9 protein-coding genes are annotated in these 20121 nt (G+C 71.9%); 2 read left to right on the top strand and 7 right to left on the bottom strand.

Going from position 1 to position 20121, the window contains the following annotated elements; all coding sequences use genetic code 11:
• Nucleotides 1-14: 14 nt before the first annotated feature.
• Nucleotides 15-5021 (top strand): type I polyketide synthase, encoded by a 5007-nt coding sequence (locus tag CGL27_RS06610; protein WP_119985225.1) that lies wholly within the window; start codon nt 15-17, stop codon nt 5019-5021.
• A gap of 86 nt (nt 5022-5107) precedes the next feature.
• Here CGL27_RS06610 and CGL27_RS06605 read toward each other — a convergent pair whose 3' ends face one another.
• On the bottom strand, nt 5108-5974 hold the full coding sequence (locus CGL27_RS06605; protein WP_119985223.1) for an alpha/beta hydrolase: 867 nt from the start codon (nt 5972-5974) through the stop codon (nt 5108-5110).
• Between the two features lie 172 nt (nt 5975-6146).
• Between CGL27_RS06605 and CGL27_RS06600 the strand changes: the two genes are divergently transcribed.
• Nucleotides 6147-7406 (top strand): cytochrome P450, encoded by a 1260-nt coding sequence (locus CGL27_RS06600; RefSeq protein WP_078638926.1) that lies wholly within the window; start codon nt 6147-6149, stop codon nt 7404-7406.
• Between the two features lie 93 nt (nt 7407-7499).
• Here CGL27_RS06600 and CGL27_RS06595 read toward each other — a convergent pair whose 3' ends face one another.
• From CGL27_RS06595 to CGL27_RS06570, 6 genes are read right to left on the bottom strand one after another with little or no spacing between them, the layout of a single operon-like run.
• Nucleotides 7500-7907, bottom strand: coding sequence for an acyl carrier protein (locus CGL27_RS06595; protein ID WP_078638925.1), 408 nt, complete (start codon nt 7905-7907; stop codon nt 7500-7502).
• A 35-nt stretch (nt 7908-7942) separates the two neighbouring features.
• The gene (locus CGL27_RS06590) at nt 7943-11893 is read right to left on the bottom strand and encodes a type I polyketide synthase (protein ID WP_119985221.1); all 3951 of its coding nucleotides are present in this window, start codon (nt 11891-11893) and stop codon (nt 7943-7945) included.
• On the bottom strand, nt 11890-13320 hold the full coding sequence (locus CGL27_RS06585; RefSeq protein WP_119985219.1) for an FAD-dependent oxidoreductase: 1431 nt from the start codon (nt 13318-13320) through the stop codon (nt 11890-11892). Before CGL27_RS06585 ends, CGL27_RS06590 begins: the two co-directional genes overlap by 4 nt.
• 35 nt (nt 13321-13355) lie before the next feature.
• Complete coding sequence (locus tag CGL27_RS06580; protein WP_059149499.1) at nt 13356-13823, bottom strand: nuclear transport factor 2 family protein; 468 nt, start codon at nt 13821-13823, stop codon at nt 13356-13358.
• 35 nt (nt 13824-13858) lie between these two features.
• A complete protein-coding gene (locus CGL27_RS06575) occupies nt 13859-14296 on the bottom strand; it encodes a nuclear transport factor 2 family protein (protein ID WP_078638922.1) in 438 nt (145 codons plus the stop codon).
• Nucleotides 14293-20070: a type I polyketide synthase gene (locus tag CGL27_RS06570; protein ID WP_119985217.1), complete on the bottom strand. Its 5778-nt coding sequence runs from the start codon at nt 20068-20070 to the stop codon at nt 14293-14295. The genes CGL27_RS06575 and CGL27_RS06570 overlap by 4 nt, the downstream gene beginning before the upstream one ends.
• Between the last annotated feature and the right edge of the window lie 51 nt (nt 20071-20121).

Here is a 20121-nt window from a genome sequence, read left to right as displayed (position 1 = left end):
GTGAGTGAGGACTGATGTCGGGTACGGAAGAGAAACTCCGCCAGTATCTGAAGCGGGTCACGGTGGATCTCGGGCAGGCTCGTCAGCGGCTGCGCGAGATGGAGGAGCGATCCCAGGAGCCGGTGGCCATCGTGAGCATGGCCTGCCGCTATCCGGGTGGTGTCGGCTGCCCCGAGGAGCTGTGGGAGCTGGTGGCTTCCGGTGGCGACGGCATCACCGCGTTCCCCACCGACCGCGGTTGGGATCTGGAGGGCCTCTACCACCCCGACCCCGACCACCCCGGCACCAGCTACGTCCGGCACGGCGGATTCCTGGACGGCGCCGACCGCTTCGACGCGGACTTCTTCGGGATCAGCCCGCGCGAGGCCCTGGCGATGGATCCGCAGCAGCGGTTGCTGCTGGAGGTGGCCTGGGAGCTGTTCGAGCGCGCGGGCGTCGACCCGGTGACGGTGAAGGGCAGCCGGACCGGTGTGTACGCGGGCGTGTCCAGCCAGGACTACATGTCCCGGATGCCCCGGGTCCCCGAGGGCTTCGAGGGCTATGCCACCACCGGCAGCCTCACCAGTGTGGTCTCCGGCCGGGTGGCGTACACCTTGGGTCTGGAGGGCCCGGCGGTGACCGTCGACACGGCGTGCTCGTCGTCGCTGGTGGCGATGCATCTGGCGAGCCAGGCGCTGCGTCAGGGCGAATGCGATCTGGCGCTCGCGGGCGGGGTCACCGCGCTCACCACTCCGACCGCCTTCGCCGAGTTCTCCCGGCAGCGCGGGCTGGCCCCGGACGGCCGCTGCAAGTCCTTCGCATCGGCCGCGGACGGCACCGGGTTCTCCGAGGGCGTCGGGTTGGTGCTGCTGGAGCGGCTGTCCGACGCACGCCGCAACGGGCATCGAGTGCTGGCCCTGATCCGGGGCTCGGCCGTCAACCAGGACGGTGCCAGCAACGGTCTGACCGCGCCCAACGACGTATCGCAGGAACGGGTGATCCGTCAGGCGCTGGCCGACGCGCGCCTCGCCGCCGACCAGGTCGACGCGGTGGAGGCGCACGGTACGGGGACCTCCCTCGGCGACCCGATCGAGGCACACGCGCTGCTGGCCACCTACGGACGGGACCGGCCCGGTGAACGGCCCCTGTGGCTGGGGTCGCTCAAGTCGAACATCGGCCATGCCCAGGCGGCCGCCGGAGTGGCCGGTGTCATCAAGATGGTGATGGCGCTCCGGCACGAGACGCTGCCGGTCACCCTGCACATCGATGAGCCGTCCCCTCATGTGGAGTGGGAAGGCGGCGGGGTACGGCTGCTGACCGAACCGGTGGCGTGGCCGAGGAGTGAGCGAGCCCGCAGGGCCGGGGTGTCCTCCTTCGGGATCAGCGGCACCAACGCCCATCTGATCCTGGAACAGGCCCCCGAGCCCAGCCCCCCTGACCAGCCGGAGCCCGCCGACCCCGCTCCCGAGGCAGCGGCGACGGCGACGGCGGTGGTGCCCTGGGCGCTGTCCGCCCGTGGCGCCCAGGCCCTGCGGGGACAGGCGGCGGCGCTCGCCCGGCGGATGGCCGCCGATCCGGGGCTGTCCATCGCCGATGTGAGCTGGTCGCTGGTCACCACCCGGTCGGTGTTCGACCACCGGGCCGTGGCCGTCGGCGAGACCCGCGAGGAGCTGATGGCGGCCGTGGAGGCACTGGCCACCGGCGGAACACACCCGGGCCTCGTCCACCCCGGTGGCGCCGTCGTGGCCGGGGACCTGGGCCCGGTGCTGGTGTTCCCCGGCCAGGGCTCGCAGTGGGCGGGCATGGGCGCCGAACTGCTCGACGCCGCACCCGTGTTCGCGGCCCGTGTGGCGGAGTGCGAACGGGCGCTTGCGCCGTACGTCGACTGGTCCCTCACCGATGTGCTGCGGGGCGCCGACGGGGCGGCCGACCTGGGCCGTGTCGATGTGGTGCAGCCCGTCCTGTGGGCCGTGATGGTGTCGCTCGCCGCGGTGTGGGCAGGCCACGGCGTACGTCCCGGGGCGGTGATCGGGCACAGCCAGGGCGAGATCGCGGCGGCCGTGGTGGCCGGGGCCCTGTCGCTGGAGGACGGCGCCAAGGTGGTGGCGCTGCGCAGCAAGGCGTTGCGGCGGCTCGCCGGTGGCGGGGCGATGGCCTCCCTGGGAGTGAGCCGGGAGCGGGCCGGGAAGCTGCTGGCCGCTCTGGGCGACCAGGCGGCGGCCGTCGGCGTGGCGGCCGTCAACGGCCCCTCCTCCACGGTGATTTCCGGTCCGCCCGAGCAGGTGGCGCACGCCGTGGCGGCGTGTCAGGAGGCGGGCGACCGGGCGCGGCCGATCGAGGTGGACTACGCCTCGCACAGCCCCCAGATGGACGAGATCGCCGACGAGCTGGCGGAGGCACTGGCGGGCGTCCGGCCGGTCGCGTCCCAGGTGGCGTTCTACTCCACGGTCACCGCCCGGCGGATCGACACCACCGGGCTGGACACCGCGTACTGGGTGACCAACCTCCGTGAGCCGGTGCGGTTCGCCGACACCGTCCAGGCGCTGCTGGCCGACGGCCACCGCGTGTTCATCGAGAGCAGTACCCATCCCGTACTGACCGTGGGAATGCAGGAGAGCTTCGAGGAAGCCGGGGCCGACGCGGTCACCGTGCCCACGCTCCGGCGCGACCACGGCGGCCCGGCGCGGTTGATCGAGTCCCTCGCGCTGGCCTTCACCGTGGGCGTCGCCGTCGACTGGACCACCCTCCACCCCACCGGCCCCGCCGCCCCGCACACCGTCGCACTGCCCACCTACGCCTTCCAGCGGGAGCGGTACTGGCTGGCCGACTCGGTGTCCTTCGCCACCGAGTCCCCGGCGGACGAGGAGGAGTCCCGGTTCTGGGCCGCGGTGGAGGGAGAGGACCTCAGCGCGCTCTCCGAGACGCTGAGCCTCCCGGACGGCACCGGCCACCGGACCTCGCTGGGCACCGTGCTCCCCGCGCTCTCGACATGGCGTCGCGGCCGTCGTGAGCGCTCCGCCGTGGACTCCTGGCGCTACCGCGTCGAGTGGCGGCCCATCACCGATGCCGCCCCCGCCACCGCGGGCTCCTGGCTCGTGGTCCACCCGAAGGGCGCCGCCGACGGCTGGACGGATGCCTGCGTACGGGCGCTGGGCGCGGACGGCGGCCAGGTGCGCAGGCTGGAGCTGGCCGAGGACACCGACCGGGAGGTGCTCGCCGAACTGCTGCGCTCCCGGTGCGCCGAGGAGACGCCACCGACGGGCGTACTGTCGCTGCTGGCCCTGGACGACGACGCGCGGCCGCTCCCCGGCGTGGCCCCCGGCCTGACCGGCACGCTCACCCTGCTCCAGGCCCTGGTGGACGCCGCCGTCACCGGGCCCCTGTGGTGTGCCACCCGCGGCGCGGTCGCCATCGACGACTCCGACCCCCTGAGCGCTCCCCACCAGGCCCAGCTGTGGGGGCTCGGCAGGGTGGCCGCCCTGGAACACCCCGATCGGTGGGGCGGGTTGGTGGACCTGCCCGCGAGCCCGGACACCCTGGAGGCGGGGCGGCTGCGCGCCGTGCTCACCGGGGCCTGTGGCGAGGACGAGGCGGCGCTGCGCCCGACCGGTGCGTACGGCCGACGGCTGGTCCCCGACCCGATCGGTGGCCGTGCCCCGCGGCGCACCTGGAAGCCCCGGGGCACCGTGCTCATCACCGGAACCGCCGACGGACCAGCCGCCCATGTCGCCCGCCGGCTGGCCGCCGACGGCGCCGAACACATCCTGATGCTGAGCCCCGGAGGTGGCGACGCCCCCGGCGCCGTGGAGCTGAAGGCCGAAGTGGAGCTGAAGGCCGAACTGGACGCGCTCGGCACCGGACTCACCGTGGCGGACCACTCACCCGCCGACCGGGACGGCACCGCACGCCTCGTCGAGCGGGTGGCGGAGGCGAGTGGACGCATCGGGACGATCATCCACACCTCGGCCTCCGGAGAACTGGCCCCGCTGATGGACCTCACCCCACAGCGGCTGACCGAGGAGATCCGCGCCCATCTGGACGACACCGGGCGCCGGTTGGACGAACTCTGCGGTATGGGCCCCGAGGACACCGTGGTCTACTTCTCCACCGTCGCCGCGTCCTGGGGCAGCAAGGACCACGGCTCCTACGCGGCCGCCACCGCCTGCCTCGACGCGCTGGCGCGGCGCGACCGGGCCGACGGCCGCCCCACCGTCTCGATCGCGTGGGGGCTGTGGGATCTGCCGTACGGCGGTGACACCCCGGACGGGCCGGTGGCCGCGCACACCGAGCGCTCCCGGCGGCAGGGCCTGTCCCCGCTGGACCCACGGCCGGCGCTGACCGCACTGCGCCAGGTGCTCGACCACGACGATCCGCGCGTCACGATCGCCGATGTGGAATGGGAGCGCTTCGCGCCGCTGTTCACCCTCGCCCGCCCCAGCAGGCTCCTCGACGACATCCCGGCCGCCCGCCGGGCCATCGAGGCCGCGCGGGGAGCCGCGGAGGACACCGGCACCGATGAGGCGTCGGCGCTGCGGCGGGAGCTGGGCCCCTTGGCCGAGGACGAGCGGGTCGAACGGCTGCTGGCGCTGGTACGCGCCCATGTGGCCGCCGTACTGCACTATCCGGCGCCGGAAGCGGTCGAGCCGGACCGCCCGTTCAAGGAGCTGGGGTTCGACTCCATCGCGGCCGTCGAGCTCAGGAACCGGCTGCGCGCCACCACGGGGCTGAGCCTGCCGATGACGGTGGTCTTCGACTATCCGACCCCCCGGGCGCTGGCGGGCCATCTGCTGGCCGAGGTGGACCCGGGGGAGACCGGTGCGGCACATCCGCTGTCCGGACACCTCGACGAACTCGAGGCCGCGCTGGCCGGGCTGCCGACCGGCGACCCGCGGCGAGCCGGCCTGGTGAACCGGTTGCAGGCCCTGGTGTGGAAGTACACCGCCACCGAGCAGGAGGCCGGCGGACCGGCGGACGAGCAGGACCTGACGGCGGCCACCGCCGACGAGGTGTTCGCCCTCATCGACCGCGAACTCGGAGTCTGACCGGTGGTCGCGGGCCCCGCGCCCGCGACCACCGAGCACACGAACTCCCCGTACGGAGACCGTACGGGGAGTTCGTGTGCGGGGAGTCAGTGAGCGCCGCGGGCCGGCTGGACGCCGCGGGCCAGGTCGAGCAGATCGTCGGCCACCCGCCGGGGACGCTGGGCGTGCAGATCGTGCTCGGAGTCGAGATATTCCCGCATCGTGGCGTGGCGCAGGTTGGCCGTGGTCTCCCTGATACGGGAGCGGATGCGGTCCGCCCACTTCCCGTCCGCGCCCTTGGGAATGGCGGGCATCAGCAGGGTGGGCACCGTGATGGCCGCGTACCACGGCCTCGGCGGCTCGTTCCAGATGCTGTGCAGGATCGACATGTGCTGCTCGGTGGACATGCGCCGGGACAGCGACCCGTCCGGGTTCACCAGCATCGTGTCCACCGCGGCCTCGATCGCCGCCGGGGACCAGTCCGGGTGGATGGCGCGGAAGTAGTCGCGCACGCTTTGCACGGTGGCGCCCTCCAGGGACGCGGGCCGCAACGCCCCGACGAACGCGTCCCAGGAGGCGAACGCCTTGGCCGGCTCCAGCCAGCCGCCGTCCACGAGCGCCAGCGCGGCCACCAGTTCGGGGTGTTCGGCGGTCAGCCGCACCGAGACATTGCCGCCCCAGGAGTGACCGGCCACCACCACCCGGTCCAGCCCGAGGGCGGCGGCCGACGCCACCAGATCCGCGACCGCGGTCGGGGTGTCGTAGCCGGTCTCCGGTGTGTCGGAGTCCCCGTGGCCGCGCAGATCCACCGCGTACACCGCATGGCCCGCGGCTGCCAGATGGTCGGCGACCTCGTCCCACAGCCGGGCGCTGGAGGCCATGCCATGGACCAGGAGAAAGGGAAGCGACGCCGTTCCCGGCCGGTGCCGGAAATGCAATTTCACATCGTCGGTTACGGGCACGGAAAGATCCATGCCGGAATTCTAGCCGGGCCGCCCAATCCGATTCGACCGCTGGGGATGTGATGTATGCGCAGATTAGCGGCGCTTAAGCGGGGCGCGAGATGCTGGACCGCCGGGCGATTTATGCTCTCATGCCGATCCAACTCTTTTGCCGACCGTAGACTCCGAGCTGAAGTGAGGCGCTGTGTATCCCCCGGAATCGAGGCTCGCCCATGTCGACAACATCGACCTCACCGACTTGTCCTTCTGGGCCCAGCCCTACGGCGACCGTGACGCCGCCTTCGCGGCGCTGCGCCGGCGGCCGGAGCCCATGCTCTTCCGCGAACCGGTCATGCCCGGGTTCGGGCGTGGGTCCGGCTATTACGCGATGGTCAGGCATGCCGATATCGCCGAGGTGAGCCGGCGTCCGCAGGACTTCGGCTCGCTGCCCACCGCGATCAGCATCATCGATCTGCCGGAGGAGTTCAACAGCTTCTTCGGATCGATGATCAATATGGACAATCCCCAGCACGCCCGGCTGCGCCGGCTGGTGTCCCGCGCCTTCGGCCGGGGAATGGCCGCCGAGTTCGAGGTGGCCTCCCAAAAGGCGGCCCGAAAGATTGTCGACGACCTCATCGCGGACGGCCCGGGCGACTTCGTCCGGAACGTCGCGGCGATCATGCCGATCGCGGTGCTCAGCGGCATGATGGGGATTCCCGGCGACGACTACGAGTTCATTTACGACCGGTCCAATGTCATCGTCGGCACCTTCGACCCCGAATACGTTCCCCGGGCCGATCAGGCCACCGCCGCCCTGCTGAAGACCTCACATGAACTCGCCGACTACATCTCACGGCTCGCCGCCGACCGCACCCGTAACCCCACCGGAGATCTGGTCACCCGGCTGGTACAGGCGCAGATCGACGGTGAGCGGCTGAGCCCCGAAGAGCTCTCCTCCTTCTTCATCCTGCTCGTCGTCGCCGGAATGGAGACCACCCGTAACGCGATCTCACGTGGTCTGGTGCTGCTCACCGAACATCCGGAGCAGCGGAAGCTGCTGCTCTCCGACTTCGAGACCTACGCGCCGGGCGCGGTCGAGGAGATTCTGCGGGTCGCGACCCCCATCAACTGGATGCGCCGAACCGTCAAGCGGGACTGCGAGGTGAACGGCCACCGCTTCCAGGAGGGCGACAAGCTGCTGCTCTTCTACTGGTCCGCCAACCGGGACGAGGACGTCTTCACCGACCCCTATCAGTTCGACATCACCCGGGACCCCAATCCGCATATGACCTTCGGGTCGGTCGGCCCGCACTTCTGCCTGGGTGCCCATCTCGCCCGCATGGAGGTCACGGTGCTCTTCCGGGAGCTGTTCAGCCGGCTGCCGGAGATCCGCACGGTGGGGGAGCCCCGGCGGCTGGTGGCCAGCTTCGTCGAGGCCATCAAACACGTGGACTGCGCGTTCTGACGCACAGGCGGAACCGCGTACCACCGACAGGAAAACGCCGCGCGGGAGGGGGTTTGTCCCCCTCCCGCGCGGCGTTGTGCCCTGCGGCCCGGACTAGGCCGTGGCGCCGTCACCGGAGTTGACCGCGGCGTACGCCTCGGCGAGGTAGTGGCCGAGCTGGGCGGGGGTGGGGTACTCCAGAATGGCGACGAGGGGGATCTCCACGTCGGTGAGCGTCATGAGATTGCGGGTGAGTTCGAGAGCGGTCAGCGAAGTCAGCCCGTTCTCCAGGAAGTTGCTGTCGTCGTCCACCACGGCGGGTGCCAGGATGTCGGCGAGCTGCGTCCGTACGGTCTCCCGCAGGATGTCCTCGCGCTCCTCGGCCGTGGCGATGGCGAGCGCCTGGTGCAGCGCCGCCCCGTCCAGTGCGGTCTCGCTCTTCTCCGTCTGCATCGCGGATCCGTCTCCTTGAGGGCCGGCGTCGCCGGGGGTGTGGTTGTTGACGGTGGTGTGTGCGTTCATCGGTACTCCCGCCTGGTTGGGGCCGGTCGGCGTGATCACCGACCGCGGTGCGTATACGCCGTGGCCGAAGGGCCGGAAAGGTCATCGAAGAGCCGATGTCTTCCCAGCTCGGAGGCGTGTGCGGTCATCCAGCTCCAGTCGATGTCCGCGATGACCACGGCCGCCGTGTCCGCCATGACCGCCTGCCGCAGCAGGCCGGCGGCCGAGCGCTGGGGCAGTGCGGGCATCCCGTTGGTCCGGAGCTGCTTGGCGGCGCCGACGGCCGTGTCGGGGTCGTCGATCGAACCCCAGCACACCGAGGTCGCCGGAACGCCCCGTGCCCGGCACTCCTGGGCGAGCGCGCTCAGATAGGCGTGGGCCGGTGCCTGGTTGCCCAGACCCGGGCTGGGCAGGACGCCCACGATCGAGCACCCGAGCACCAGGGCCGACAGCTCATGGCTGCTGCCGAGGGCGCAGAGGCTCACCGCGCCCGCCACCGTCGCCGCCCACTCGCGCTCGATCCGCGCCGTCTCCAGCTGCCCCGCCTCGGCGGCCAGCGGTGCCGTGAGATGCAGAACGGCCGTCAGGGGGAACTCCGCGGGGAGGCCCGCGACCGTCGTGGCGAGCGCCTCCGGGTCCGCCACATCGACGGTGGCCGCGGACACTCGTACGCCCATGGCGCTCAGCTCGGCCACCAGGTCGGCGGCCGGTGGTGCGGTGTCGACCAGCAGCAGGTGTTCGGCGCCACCCTCGGCCGCCCAGCGGGCGGTATGCGCGGCCAGAGTGGTGGCCGCGCCCGTGACGAGGACCGTTCCCCGGAGCCGCCGGGCAGGGCTGGTCAGGGCCGTGGGGATGTCGCGCACCAGGCGCCGGGCGAAGCAGCTGTCGCCGCGTACGGCCACCTCCACTTCGCCGTACGCCCCGGCCAGGACCCCCGCGAGCCGCCGTCCCGCCCGGTCGTCGAACCGCTCCGGCAGGTCGACCAGCCCGCCCCACCAGCGCGGACGCTCCATCGCCAGCGCACCGCCCAGACCCCAGAACCGGGCCTGCTCCGGACGGGACACCGGATCGCCCAGGTCGACGCCGACGCCACCACGGGTGGCCAGCCACACCGGGGCCTCGATCCCGGCCCGCCGCAGCGTCTCGAACAGGTCGAGGGTCGGGGCGAGCGCCGGGCCGCGCCCGTCGTCGGCCGGTGTCTCCACCGCCAGCAGGGAGAGCACCCCCACGACCGGCCGCCCCCCGACGGCCTCGGACATCCGCCGGGCCCGCGCCTCGTCGTCCGGTGATGTGGTGTCCGGGGCGAACACGACGGTCTCGGCGCCATGGTGGCGCAGCGCGTTGGTCACGGCGGCCACCGTGGCGTCGCCGCTGCTGTCACCGGAGCTGCTGTCTCCGGACCCGTTGTCACCGGACCCGCTGTGGCCGGCCGTCACGACCAGCCAGGTGCCGGTCAGCCGTGGCGCCGACGGGTCGGCGAGGGGCTTCCAGGCGATGCGGTAGCGCCACTCCCGCTGCCGCCGCCAGGTGGCCAGGGCGGGCAGGATCTCCGCGAGCACCTCCCGCCGGCCGGCGGGGACCTCGAGAGCCCGGGTCAGGGCCGCCGTGTCCGTACGGGCCACGGCATCCCAGAACTCGGCGTCCGCCCAGGTCTCCACCCGGGACTCGGCATCCGCCGGAGCCTCGTCCTCCAGCCAGAAGCGCTGTCGTTGAAAGGCGTAGGTGGGCAGGGCGACGGTGCGGGGAGCCGGATCGCCGTCGAACAGCGCGGCCCAGTCCACGGTGGCGCCCATGGTGTGCACACGGGCCAGGCCGCACATCAGCCCCCGCACCTCGGACCTCTCGGACCCCTCGCCCCGGAAGGGCGACAGCACCAGCGCCGCCGGGGCGGAGGCCGGCATCGCCTCCGGCCCCAGCTCCCACACCGCACCGGCCTCGTCCAGCGAGGGCAGGGACGGCCGCTCGTACTCCACCGTGCTCGGGTCGGTGCCGGTGGCCACCATGCGGCAGGCGTGGGCGAGGTCGAGAGCACCGGCGATGTGCGCCGCGGCGATCTCACCGACCCCACAGCCCACCACCGCGTCGGGGCGCACCCCCACCGAGGCCAGCAGCCGGGCCAGTGCGACGTAGAGGGCGAACAGCCCCTCCCGGGAGGACGCGTCACGGTCCCCCTTCATGCCCAGCAACTCACCGGCCTCGTCGAAGGCCGTGGCGAAGACGGGGAACCGGTCGTACAGCTCGGAACCGGTCTGCGGCAGGTGGCCACCCTCGCCGCCGAAGACGAACACCGTCCTGCCCGCCGAGGCCGCCGCCGTGCCGGTACGGGCCGCCTCGGGCCCCACCACCGAGGGATGTGGCTCACCGGCCGCCAGCGCCGCCAGCCCCGCGCTCAGCTCGTCCGGTCCCCGGCCGACCACGACCGCCCGGTGGTCGAAGGCCGACCGTGTGGTCACCAGCGACCATCCCACATCGGCGGGGGACAGCCCCGGACCGGCCGCCGCCGTATGCGCGGCCAGCGCACGGGCCTGTCCGCGCAGCGCCGCCGCGCCCCGCGCGGACAGCACCCACGGCACCACCCCCGCATCGCGGGCGCCGCTGTCGTCGGCAGCGGCCTCCACCGATTCGGTGAACTCCTCGAGAATCACATGGGCGTTGGTGCCGCTGGCGCTGAACGAGGACACCCCGGCCCGCCGGGGCCGGTCCATCCGCGGCCAGTCCATCCGCTCGGTCAGCAGCCGCACCGCGCCCTTGCGCCAGTGCACCAGCCGGGTCGGCCGGTCGATGTGGAGCGAACGCGGCAGCACGCCCCGGCGCATCGCCATCACCATCTTGATCACACCGGCCATTCCGGCGGCGGCCTGCGTATGACCGAGGTTCGACTTGATGGATCCCAGCAGCAGCGGCCGGTCGTCCGGACGGTCCTGGCCGTACGTGGCGAGCAGCGCCTGGAGCTCGATGGAGTCGCCGAACGCGGTACCGGTGCCATGCGCCTCCACCGCGTCCACGTCCCCCGTGGAGAGCCGGGCGTCCGCCAGGGCGTCGCGGATGAGCTGCTGCTGGGCGGGACCGTTGGGAGCGGCCATGCCCGTACTGGCACCGTCCTGGTTGATCGCCGAGCCGCGGATCACGGCCAGCACCGGGTGCCCGTTGCGCCGCGCGTCCGAAAGCCGTTCCAGCAGCACCAGACCGGCGCCCTCCCCGTACACCATGCCGTCGGCGGCGTCCGCGAACGACCGGCACCGGACATCGGGGGACAACTGCCGCTGGCTGGAGGCCACTTGGAAGACGCTCGCGGTGTACATGATGGCGGCGCCACCGGCCAGCGCCAGCGTGCACTCGCCCCGCCGCAGCGATCCGGCCGCCAGATGCATCGCCACCAGCGACGACGAACACGCGGTGTCCAAGGAGACCGCCGCGCCCTGCAGACCGAGGGTGAACGCCACCCGGCCCGAGGACACACTGCCCGCGTTGCCGTTGCCCACATGGCCCAGCAGGCCCTCGGGGATCTCCTCCAGACGCGAGGCGTAGTCGTGGTACATCACCCCCGTATAGACGCCGGTCCGGCTGCCTCGCAGGGTGTGCGGATCGATGCCCGCGCTCTCCGTCGCCTCCCAGGCCAGCTCCAGCAGCATCCGCTGCTGCGGTTCGATGGCCGCCGCCTCCCGGGCGCCGATGTCGAAGAACTCCGCGTCGAAGTCGGCCGCGTCATAGATGAAGCCGCCGGCCCGGACGTATGAGGTGCCGTGGTGCTCCGGATCGGGGTGATAGAGGTTCTCCAGGTCCCAGCCCCGGTCGGTGGGGAAGCTGGAGACCGCGTCCCGCTCGTCGGCCACCAGGTCCCACAGCTGTGCCGGGGTGCGCACTCCGCCGGGAAAGCGGCAGGCCATGCCGACGACGGCGATCGGCTCCGCCAGTTCCGCCCGGACCTCCCGCAGCCGCTGCCGGGTCTCATGGAGCTCGGCCGTGGTCCACTTGAGGTAGTCGACGAGCTTTTCCTCGTTGCTCATGAGCCGCCCGCACTCACCGTGCTGCGCGGAGTCAGATTCACCAGGGCGAGCTCATCGGCGGTCAGCGGCGGCTCGGTGAGCTCCGGAAGGACCCGGTCCTTGTGCATGAGCGACAGAAAGCGGCTGGACGCCAGCTCGGACTGCGGGGCGGTCAGGCTGATGACATCGGTCACCACATCACACACCGCCGAGGAACGGATCGACCGGTCGGCGATCAGATCGGAGAAGCGCTGCCGGGCCACGGCCCCGCCCGTCAGCCGCGGATCCGTCGTGCTCATCCGGCAGTTGACGTACTCCACATCCTTGGACGCGGCCATGATCCAGGGATCGTCCACGGTGGCACTGATCGCCTGCTGAGCCCGGCGGGTCGCCCCCGCGCCGGCCCCGGACCGCTGCAGCGCGGTGTCCAGCGCGGCGGCCGCACGAGCCGCGGAGCTCATCCCATGGCCGTAGATGGGGTTGAACGCGGCCAGTGCGTCGCCGAGCACCAGCAGCCCCTCCGGCCAGATGTCCAGTCGCTCCGGATACAGCCGCCGGTTGGCGCCGACACGCGAGACGGCCACCGAGGTCAGCGGCTTCGCGAGGTCGATGAGATCGGCGACCAGCGGATGGCGCAGCGTCCGGGCGTAGGGCAGGAAGTCGTCGTCGTGCGCGGGCAGTCCGGCGCCCCGGGTGCACGACAGGGTCACCATCCAGGTGCCGTCCTCCTGCGGATACACCACCCCGAACCGGCCCGGCTCGCGCAGCCGGTGGTCGGCGGCCACATTGACGGCGGGGAATCCGGCGGCGGCACCCGGCGGCGCCTGGTACACGCGGGTGGCGTACGCGATGCCCGCGTCGACGATGTCCTCCTCGAGCGGCGGCACCTCCAGCGCCGACAGCCAGTGCCGGAGCCGGGAACCGCGCCCGGAGGCGTCGATCACCAGATCGGCCTCCAGCGTTTCCTGCGCACCGGTGTCCATGTCGCGCACCCGGACCCCGGTGACCCGTTCGGCGTCGCCGACCAGATCGAGGATCTCGGCGCGCTGGCGTAAGGTGATCCGCCCGGTGGCCAGAACGCGGTCGCGGACCTTCCAGTCCAGGAACGGGCGGGTGCACATCAGGGCGTACTGCCGTGGTGGAAAGCGGTGTTGCCAGCCGTGGGACGTCAAGGTCACCAGGTCCTGATGGAATCCGATCCGGCGGGCGCCCGCGTCGAGCAGTTGGTCGATCATGCCCGGCAGCAGCGTGTCCACGATGCGCGCACCGCTGGACCACAGCACATGGACATGGCGTCCCTGCGGCGATCCCTTACGGTGCCGGGGGCCGTCCGGCAGCACATCGCGCTCCACGACGGTGACGCGCTCCAGATGGCGGGCCAGCACATGGGCAGCCAGCATTCCCGCCCAGCCTCCGCCCAGAACGATTCCGTGCTTGGGTTCGGTCATGGTTCTGCTTTCGTCCCTTCACCGCTTACGGCCTTTTACATCGGACTGGGGCTGCCCTTGGCCTGGACCATCTTGGCGAGGTTCTGGGTGACCGCCATGAAATGCGCGACACCGCTGAGTTCGGGGCCGTCGCCCACTTTCGTATCCGTGATGCCCCAGAACGCCTGGGCGTGATGGACCAGACCGTCATCACCGAGTTCGATCACGCCGATGATGCTGAAGGTGAGTTTCGCCGGTGCGTACACCGTGACCGTGGTCGGCACCGCCACCCTGCGGCCGTCCATCGAGGTGACCGGACGGCCCGGGGTCTCATGCACCTGGCATTCGATGGACCAGGCGATGTGTCCGCGAAGGGCGTCCTTTCCGATGAGCGGGGGCGCGCCGACCGGGTCTTCGAAGACGATGTCGTCCGAGAACAGCTCCAATACGGCCTCGACATCACCGGCGTTCATCCGCCGCGCGTATTCCAGGGCCATCTTCTTGAGGGTTGCCTCATCGGCCATGAACGCCTCCTGTGCGGTGCCGGGGTCGTGGGGGATCAGCCGGTGATGTCAATGTCCGACCTCCCCCAGAACATCTGCAGTTCCTGAATGAGACCGCCGGCCCCCGCGCGCATCATCAGGACGTAGTCCCAGGTGATGCGGGAGTCCTCCGGGGTGTCCGGGGCCGTCAGCCAGCCGCGCTCGGCGAATCCGGGGCCTTTGGGCAGATAGTTCATGGTGGCCGTCACCGGCACCAGGACATGCACACCGTCCTGTCCCGCGACCGGCTCACCGGGAATCTCGCTGATATCCGCCGCGGCGAGCTCCTCGAAATGCTCACGAAGGGCGTCCCGCCCGGTCCTCCGCCCCGATCCGACCGGATCCTCGAAAGTGACCTCGTCCGCGTAGAGTTCGAGAAGCCCGTCGATATCCGCGGCGTTCATCCGGCGGCTGTGCTCGAGGATGAGCTTCTTCCGGCTTCGCTCATCAATCACCGTGTGCCCCCATGTGCATGCTCTCCGTTGCTGTCGCTTCGGCCAAGGTCCTGGTCGATGAACTGGAAGATCTCGTCGGCCGTGGCGTCCTGAATGCGGCCGGCCGCGGGCCCTTCCTCCGTTCCGCCGCCGTGCAGGGCGCCCAATTTCGACAGCGTGCCCTGAAGGCGCTTGAGCAGCGCTTCCTGCGCCGCCTCGTCCTGGGCCACGGAAAGCAGCGCGCTTTCCATCCTGTCGATTTCGCCCAGCATCGGGGCGAGCGGATCCACGTCCTCGGGCGCCAGTTCCGTATGCAGATGCGCGGCGAGCGCGGCCGGATTCGGATGGTCGAAAATCAGGGTGGTGGCCAGCCGCAGCCCGGTCACGGCGGTCAGCCTGTTCCGCAGTTCGATCGCGGTCAGCGAGTCGAAGCCGAGCTCCAGGAAGCCGCGCTCGGTCTGGATCCGCCCGGGGTCGGAGTGGCCCAGCGCCGCCGCGGCATGGGTGAGGACCAGACTGAGCAGCGTGCGGCGCTGCTCCTCCAGCGGCAGCGCGGCCAGATGACCGGCCCAGTCGGTGTGCGGCCGGGCGGTGGCCGCGGTGCGCCGGGCCGTGCCGCCACCGGTGAGCGCCCGCAGCGGAGCGGGCAGGGTGAGCGCCGGCTGTCCCGTCAGGGCCCGTACGTCCAGATCGATGGCGATCAGATGGTGGTGGCCGTGGCGCACGGCGGCGTCCAGCAGCCCCAACGCCCGCTCGCCGGACATCGCCCCGATGCCCGACTGGGCCATCCTGGCCCGGTCCGCCTCCCCGAGGTGCCCGGTCATCCCGCTGGCGTCCGCCCACAGGCCCCACGCCACCGAGAGACCCGGCAGGCCGAGGGCACGGCGCCGGGCGGCCAGGGCGTCGCAGTAGGCGTTCGCCGCAGCGTAGTTGGACTGCCCGGAGGCGCCCAGCGTGCCCGCCGCGGAGGAGAACATCACAAACAGGGACAGCGGCAACTCTGCCGTCGCAGCGTGCAGATGGGCCGCGGCCGTGGCCTTCGGACGCCACACCCGCGCCAGCCGCTCCGGGGTCTGGGTGGTGAGGACGGCGTCGTCCAGCACCCCGGCCGCATGGACGACACCGGTCAGCGGATGCGCGGGATCGACCCCGGCCACCAGAGCGGCCACCGCGTCCGGGTCGGTGACATCGACTGCGGCGATCCGCACCTGAGCGCCCAACTCCGCCAACTTGGCGGTGAGTTCATCGGCACCGGCGGCCTCCGGACCGCTCCGGCTCACCAGCAGCAGATGCCCGACTCCCCAGGTGCGCACCAGGTGCTCGGCGACCAGAGCGCCCAGGGTGCCGGTGCCACCCGTGATCAGCACGGTGCCGTCGGCGCCGAGTCCGGGGGTCTTCTCCTGCTCGTCCTGGTCGTCGACGGCCGGGCCCGGTGTGGCCGTCGCTGCCGTCGCGCGGACCATACGGGGCACCAGCACCCGTCCGTCCCGCAGCGCCACCTGGGGCTCATGCGACTCGATCGCACGCACCACGGCCGCCACGAGGCCCTCGGGACCCTCATCGAGGTCGAGCAGGACGAACCGGCCCGGGTTCTCCGACTGGGCGCTGCGGATCAGCCCCCACGTCCCGGCACCGGACGGATCCGGCGCGGTGACACCGGTGTCGTCGATGTGATCGCCGGGACGGCCCGCCGCCATCGCACCCCGTGTGACGACCACCAGCCGCGCATCGGCCAGGGCCGGCCGCCTCAGCCAGGACTGCACCAGCCCCAGCAGCTCCTCGGTCGCCCCCAGCCCGTCCCCGTGGCCGCCCTCAGCGGCGTACGGATGGGCAAGGACGACGGCAGGGGCGGGCTCACCCGCGTCCACAGCCGCGATCAGTGCCTCCAGGTCGGGATGGCACACCGTGGCATCGGGGCCCACCCCGGCCGCGACCGGCTCCGCCAGCCCCAGCCGGTCCTCGCCCAGCACCACCCAGCCGCCCTCGCCGACCACCGACGTGGGGAGCGGTGCGGTGGCCGGAACGGGCAGCGGCGTCCAGTCCAGGGTGAACAGCCCGTCCACGGTACGGGCGGCCCCGGCCGCGCGCAGCCGGTCCGTCGCGGCCGGACGGGTCACCAGCGAATCGACCGTGAGCACCGGAGCGCCCACCGTGTCCGCCACCGTCAGCCGCAGCGACTGCCGCTCCTCGTCCCGCGACAGCCGCACCCGTACCGTGGCCGCCTCGGTGGCCCACAGGGACACGCCGTTCCAGGCGAACGGCAACCACACCTGGCCGTCGTCCTCCTGACCCTCGGGCCGGTCCATCAGCAGCGACGGATGCAGCGCCGCGTCCAGCAGCGCCGGATGGATGCCGAAACCGTCCCGGCCACCCGCGGCATCGGGCAGTGCCACCTCGGCGAGGACATCCCGGCCATGACGCCACGCGGCCGTCAGCCCCTGGTACGCCGGGCCGTATCCGTAACCCGCCGCCATCACCTGTTCGTAGAAGGCGCCGACGTCCAGCGGCTCGGCGCCCCGTGGCGGCCACACCCCGCCCAGGCCCTCCACCGGTGCGGGTTCCTCGGCAGCGGGCGCGAGCACGCCCACCGCATGACACACCCACCCCGCGTCCGGACCGGAATCGAGGGCCAGGGCCTGGCCGGGGCCGTCGAGCCGGTCGGGGCGGGAGTACATCCGCACCTCGCGCCGCCCGTCCTCGGCCGCGGCACCCACCACCACCTGTACCCGCAGCGCACCGGACTCGGGCAGCGCCAGCGGAACCTGCAGCGCGAGCTCCTCCACCTCGCCGCAGCCGACCTCGTCGGCCGCTCGCAGCGCCCACTCCACCAGCACCGCGCCCGGTGCCAGCACCGTATCCGCCACCACATGCTCGGCGAGCCACGGGTGGGACCGTGCGGAGAGGCGGCCGGTGAGCACATGGGTGGTGCCGTCGGCGAGTTCCACGGCGGCGCCGAGCAGCGGATGGCCTGCGGACGTCAGACCCAGATCGGCCGGATCGCCACCCGGCCCGCCCGCTCCGTCCAGCCAGTACCGCTCACGCTGGAAGGCGTAGGTGGGCAGGTCGATGGCGCGGGGTGCGGGGTCGGCGGGGAACCAGCGGGTCCAGTCGACCGCGACTCCCGCGGTGAACGCCTGTGCCACCGACCGCGCCAGCTGGTCCGGGCCACCGTGGTCGCGCCGCAGGGTCGGGACGGTCACCGCGTCGACCCCCGCCTCCTCGATGCACTCCTGCATGCCGATGGTGAGGACGGGGTGGGTGCTGGCTTCGATGAATACGCGGTGGCCGTCGTTGAGGAGTGCTTGTACGGCGTCGGCGAACCGTACTTGTTCGCGGAGGTTGGTGACCCAGTAGTCGGTGTCGAGTCCGCTGGTGTCCATGCGGGCGCCGGTCACGGTCGAGTAGAACGCCACGTGGCCGGGCACCGGCTTGACCCCGGCCAGAAGCTGATGCAACTCCATGGCGATTTCGTCCACTTGGGCGCTGTGGGAGGCGTAGTCGACGTCGATGAGCCGGGCCCGGCGGCCCGCCTCTTCACACGCGGACACGGCGTGGGCGACCTGCTCCGGCGGTCCGGAGACCACCACGGACCCCGGCCCGTTGACGGCGGCCACGCCCACCCCTTCGGCGCGTTCGCCGAGCCCGGTCAGGAATTCCTTCGCCTGGTGGTGGTTCATGGTGAGGGAGGCCATGGCGCCGTGGCCGGTGAGGCGGCGGAGGGCGTGGGCGCGGAGGGCGACGATGCGGGCGCCTTCGTCGAGGGAGAGTGCTCCGGCGACGCAGGCGGCGGCGATTTCGCCTTGGCTGTGTCCGACGACGGCGGTGGGGGTGAGGCCGTGGTGGTCCCATACGGCGGCGAGGGAGACCATGACGGCCCATAGGACGGGTTGGACGACGTCGACGCGGGCGAGGTCGGCGGCGTTGACTCCGCCGCGTAGGACGTCGGTGAGGGACCAGTCGACGTGGGGGGTGAGGGCTTGTTCGCATTCGGTGATGCGGGTGGCGAAGGGGGGTGAGGTGTCGAGGAGTCCGGCGCCCATGCCGAGCCACTGTGAGCCTTGGCCGGGGAAGACCAGGACCGGTCCCGTACTGCCCGGGGTGGCGGTGGTGTCGGGTTGGATGAGGGTGGGGTGGGTGTCGCCGGTGGCCAGGGCGTGGAGTCCGGCCAGGAGTTGGTCGCGGTGTTGGCCGATGATGACGGCGCGGTGGTCGAAGACGGACCGGGTGCTGATCAGCGACCAGCCGATGTCCGACGGTGTGACTTGGGGGTTGGCGGTCACTCGTTCGGCCAGTGCCGCGGCCTGGCCGCGTAACGCCTCACGGCCACGTCCGGACACCACCCATGGCACCACACCACCCGCCGCAACACCGCCCGGTGAGGTGTCCGGTGCGGGGGTGGCCTCGGCCGGTTCGGGGGCCTGCTCAAGGATCAGATGAGCGTTCGTACCGCTGATGCCGAACGACGACACACCCGCACGGCACGGCCGTCCGTTCGCCGCCCACCCGACCGGCTCGGTCAGCAGCCGCACCGCGCCCGCGCCCCAGTCCACATGCGGTGTCGGCTCGTCGATGTGCAGTGAAGCGGGGAGCACCCCGTGTCGCAGGGCCTCCACCATCTTGATGATGCTCGCCACTCCGGCGGCGGCCTGGGTGTGCCCGATGTTGGACTTGACGGAGCCCAGCCATAGCGGATGTCCCTCCGGCCGGTCCTGGCCGTACGTGGCCAGCAGCGCCTGTGCCTCGATCGGATCGCCCAGCGTCGTGCCCGTTCCGTGCGCCTCCACCGCGTCCACCTCGGACGGCGACAGCCCCGCGTTGGCCAGCGCCTGCCGGATCACCCTTTGCTGGGAGGGCCCGTTGGGCGCCGTAAGACCGTTGCTTGCGCCGTCCTGATTGACCGCCGAACCCCGGATCACCGCCAGCACCCGATGCCCGTTGCGCCGTGCGTCGGACAGCCGCTCCAGAAGCACCAGACCGACGCCCTCGGAGAAGCCCGTGCCGTCCGCCGCCGCGGCGAACGCCTTGCATCGCCCGTCCGGGGACAGTGCGCGCTGACGCGAGAACTCGGTGAACCCACCGGGCGTGGCCATCACCGTCACCCCGCCCGCCAGAGCCAGCGAACACTCGTCCTGCCGCAGCGCCTGCACCGCCAGATGCGTGGCCACCAGGGACGACGAGCACGCCGTGTCCACCGTGACCGCGGGCCCCTCCAGGCCGAACGAGTACGACACCCGGCCCGAGACCACGCTGCCGAGGTTCCCGGTGGCCACATAGCCCGCCGAGTCGCCGGTCGTCTGGCCGATGAGCGACAGATAGTGGTACGAGTCCACCCCGGCGAACACCCCGGTGGCGCTGCCGCTCAGCGCCTCCCGCGTCAGCCCCGCGCGCTCGAACGCCTCCCACGCCGACTCCAGCAGAAGCCGCTGCTGCGGATCCATCGCCGCGGCCTCTCGCGGGTTGATCCCGAAGAACTCGGCGTCGAAATCGGCCACATCGCGCAGAAACCCGCCCTCGCGGGCGCTGCTGGTACCGGCATGCTCGGGATCCGGGTCGTAGAGGTTCTCCAGGTCCCAGCCACGGTCCTCGGGAAACGAGGAGATGACATCCACGCCCTCGTCCACCACCCGCCACAGGTCCTCGGGGGTCGCCACATCGCCGGGGAAGTGGCAGGCCATCCCGATGATGGCGATGGGCTCCCGGGCGCGGTCCTCGACCTCGCGCAACTGCCGCCTGGCCAGACGCAGATCGGCGGTCGCCCGCTTGAGATAGCTGCGGAGCTTCTCGTCATCCGTCATATCGCATCAACCCGATCGTCACGGCGGTCCTGATTTCACGTCCTGTTAGGG

Origin of the sequence: Streptomyces sp. 11-1-2, from assembly GCF_003595545.1 — a bacterium.
In the GTDB taxonomy this organism is placed as follows: domain Bacteria; phylum Actinomycetota; class Actinomycetes; order Streptomycetales; family Streptomycetaceae; genus Streptomyces; species Streptomyces hygroscopicus_B.
This window is presented reverse-complemented; position numbering and strand designations above follow the sequence as displayed.

What these genes read in the sequence shown, in the direction of transcription:
- CGL27_RS06570 (WP_119985217.1), bottom strand. Translation starts at nt 20,070, where the DNA reads ATGACGGATGACGAGAAGCTCCGCAGCTATCTCAAGCGGGCGACCGCC.
- CGL27_RS06580 (WP_059149499.1), bottom strand. Translation starts at nt 13,823, where the DNA reads ATGGCCGATGAGGCAACCCTCAAGAAGATGGCCCTGGAATACGCGCGG.
- CGL27_RS06610 (WP_119985225.1), top strand. Translation starts at nt 15, where the DNA reads ATGTCGGGTACGGAAGAGAAACTCCGCCAGTATCTGAAGCGGGTCACG.
- CGL27_RS06585 (WP_119985219.1), bottom strand. Translation starts at nt 13,320, where the DNA reads ATGACCGAACCCAAGCACGGAATCGTTCTGGGCGGAGGCTGGGCGGGA.
- CGL27_RS06605 (WP_119985223.1), bottom strand. Translation starts at nt 5,974, where the DNA reads ATGGATCTTTCCGTGCCCGTAACCGACGATGTGAAATTGCATTTCCGG.
- CGL27_RS06590 (WP_119985221.1), bottom strand. Translation starts at nt 11,893, where the DNA reads ATGAGCAACGAGGAAAAGCTCGTCGACTACCTCAAGTGGACCACGGCC.
- CGL27_RS06595 (WP_078638925.1), bottom strand. Translation starts at nt 7,907, where the DNA reads ATGAACGCACACACCACCGTCAACAACCACACCCCCGGCGACGCCGGC.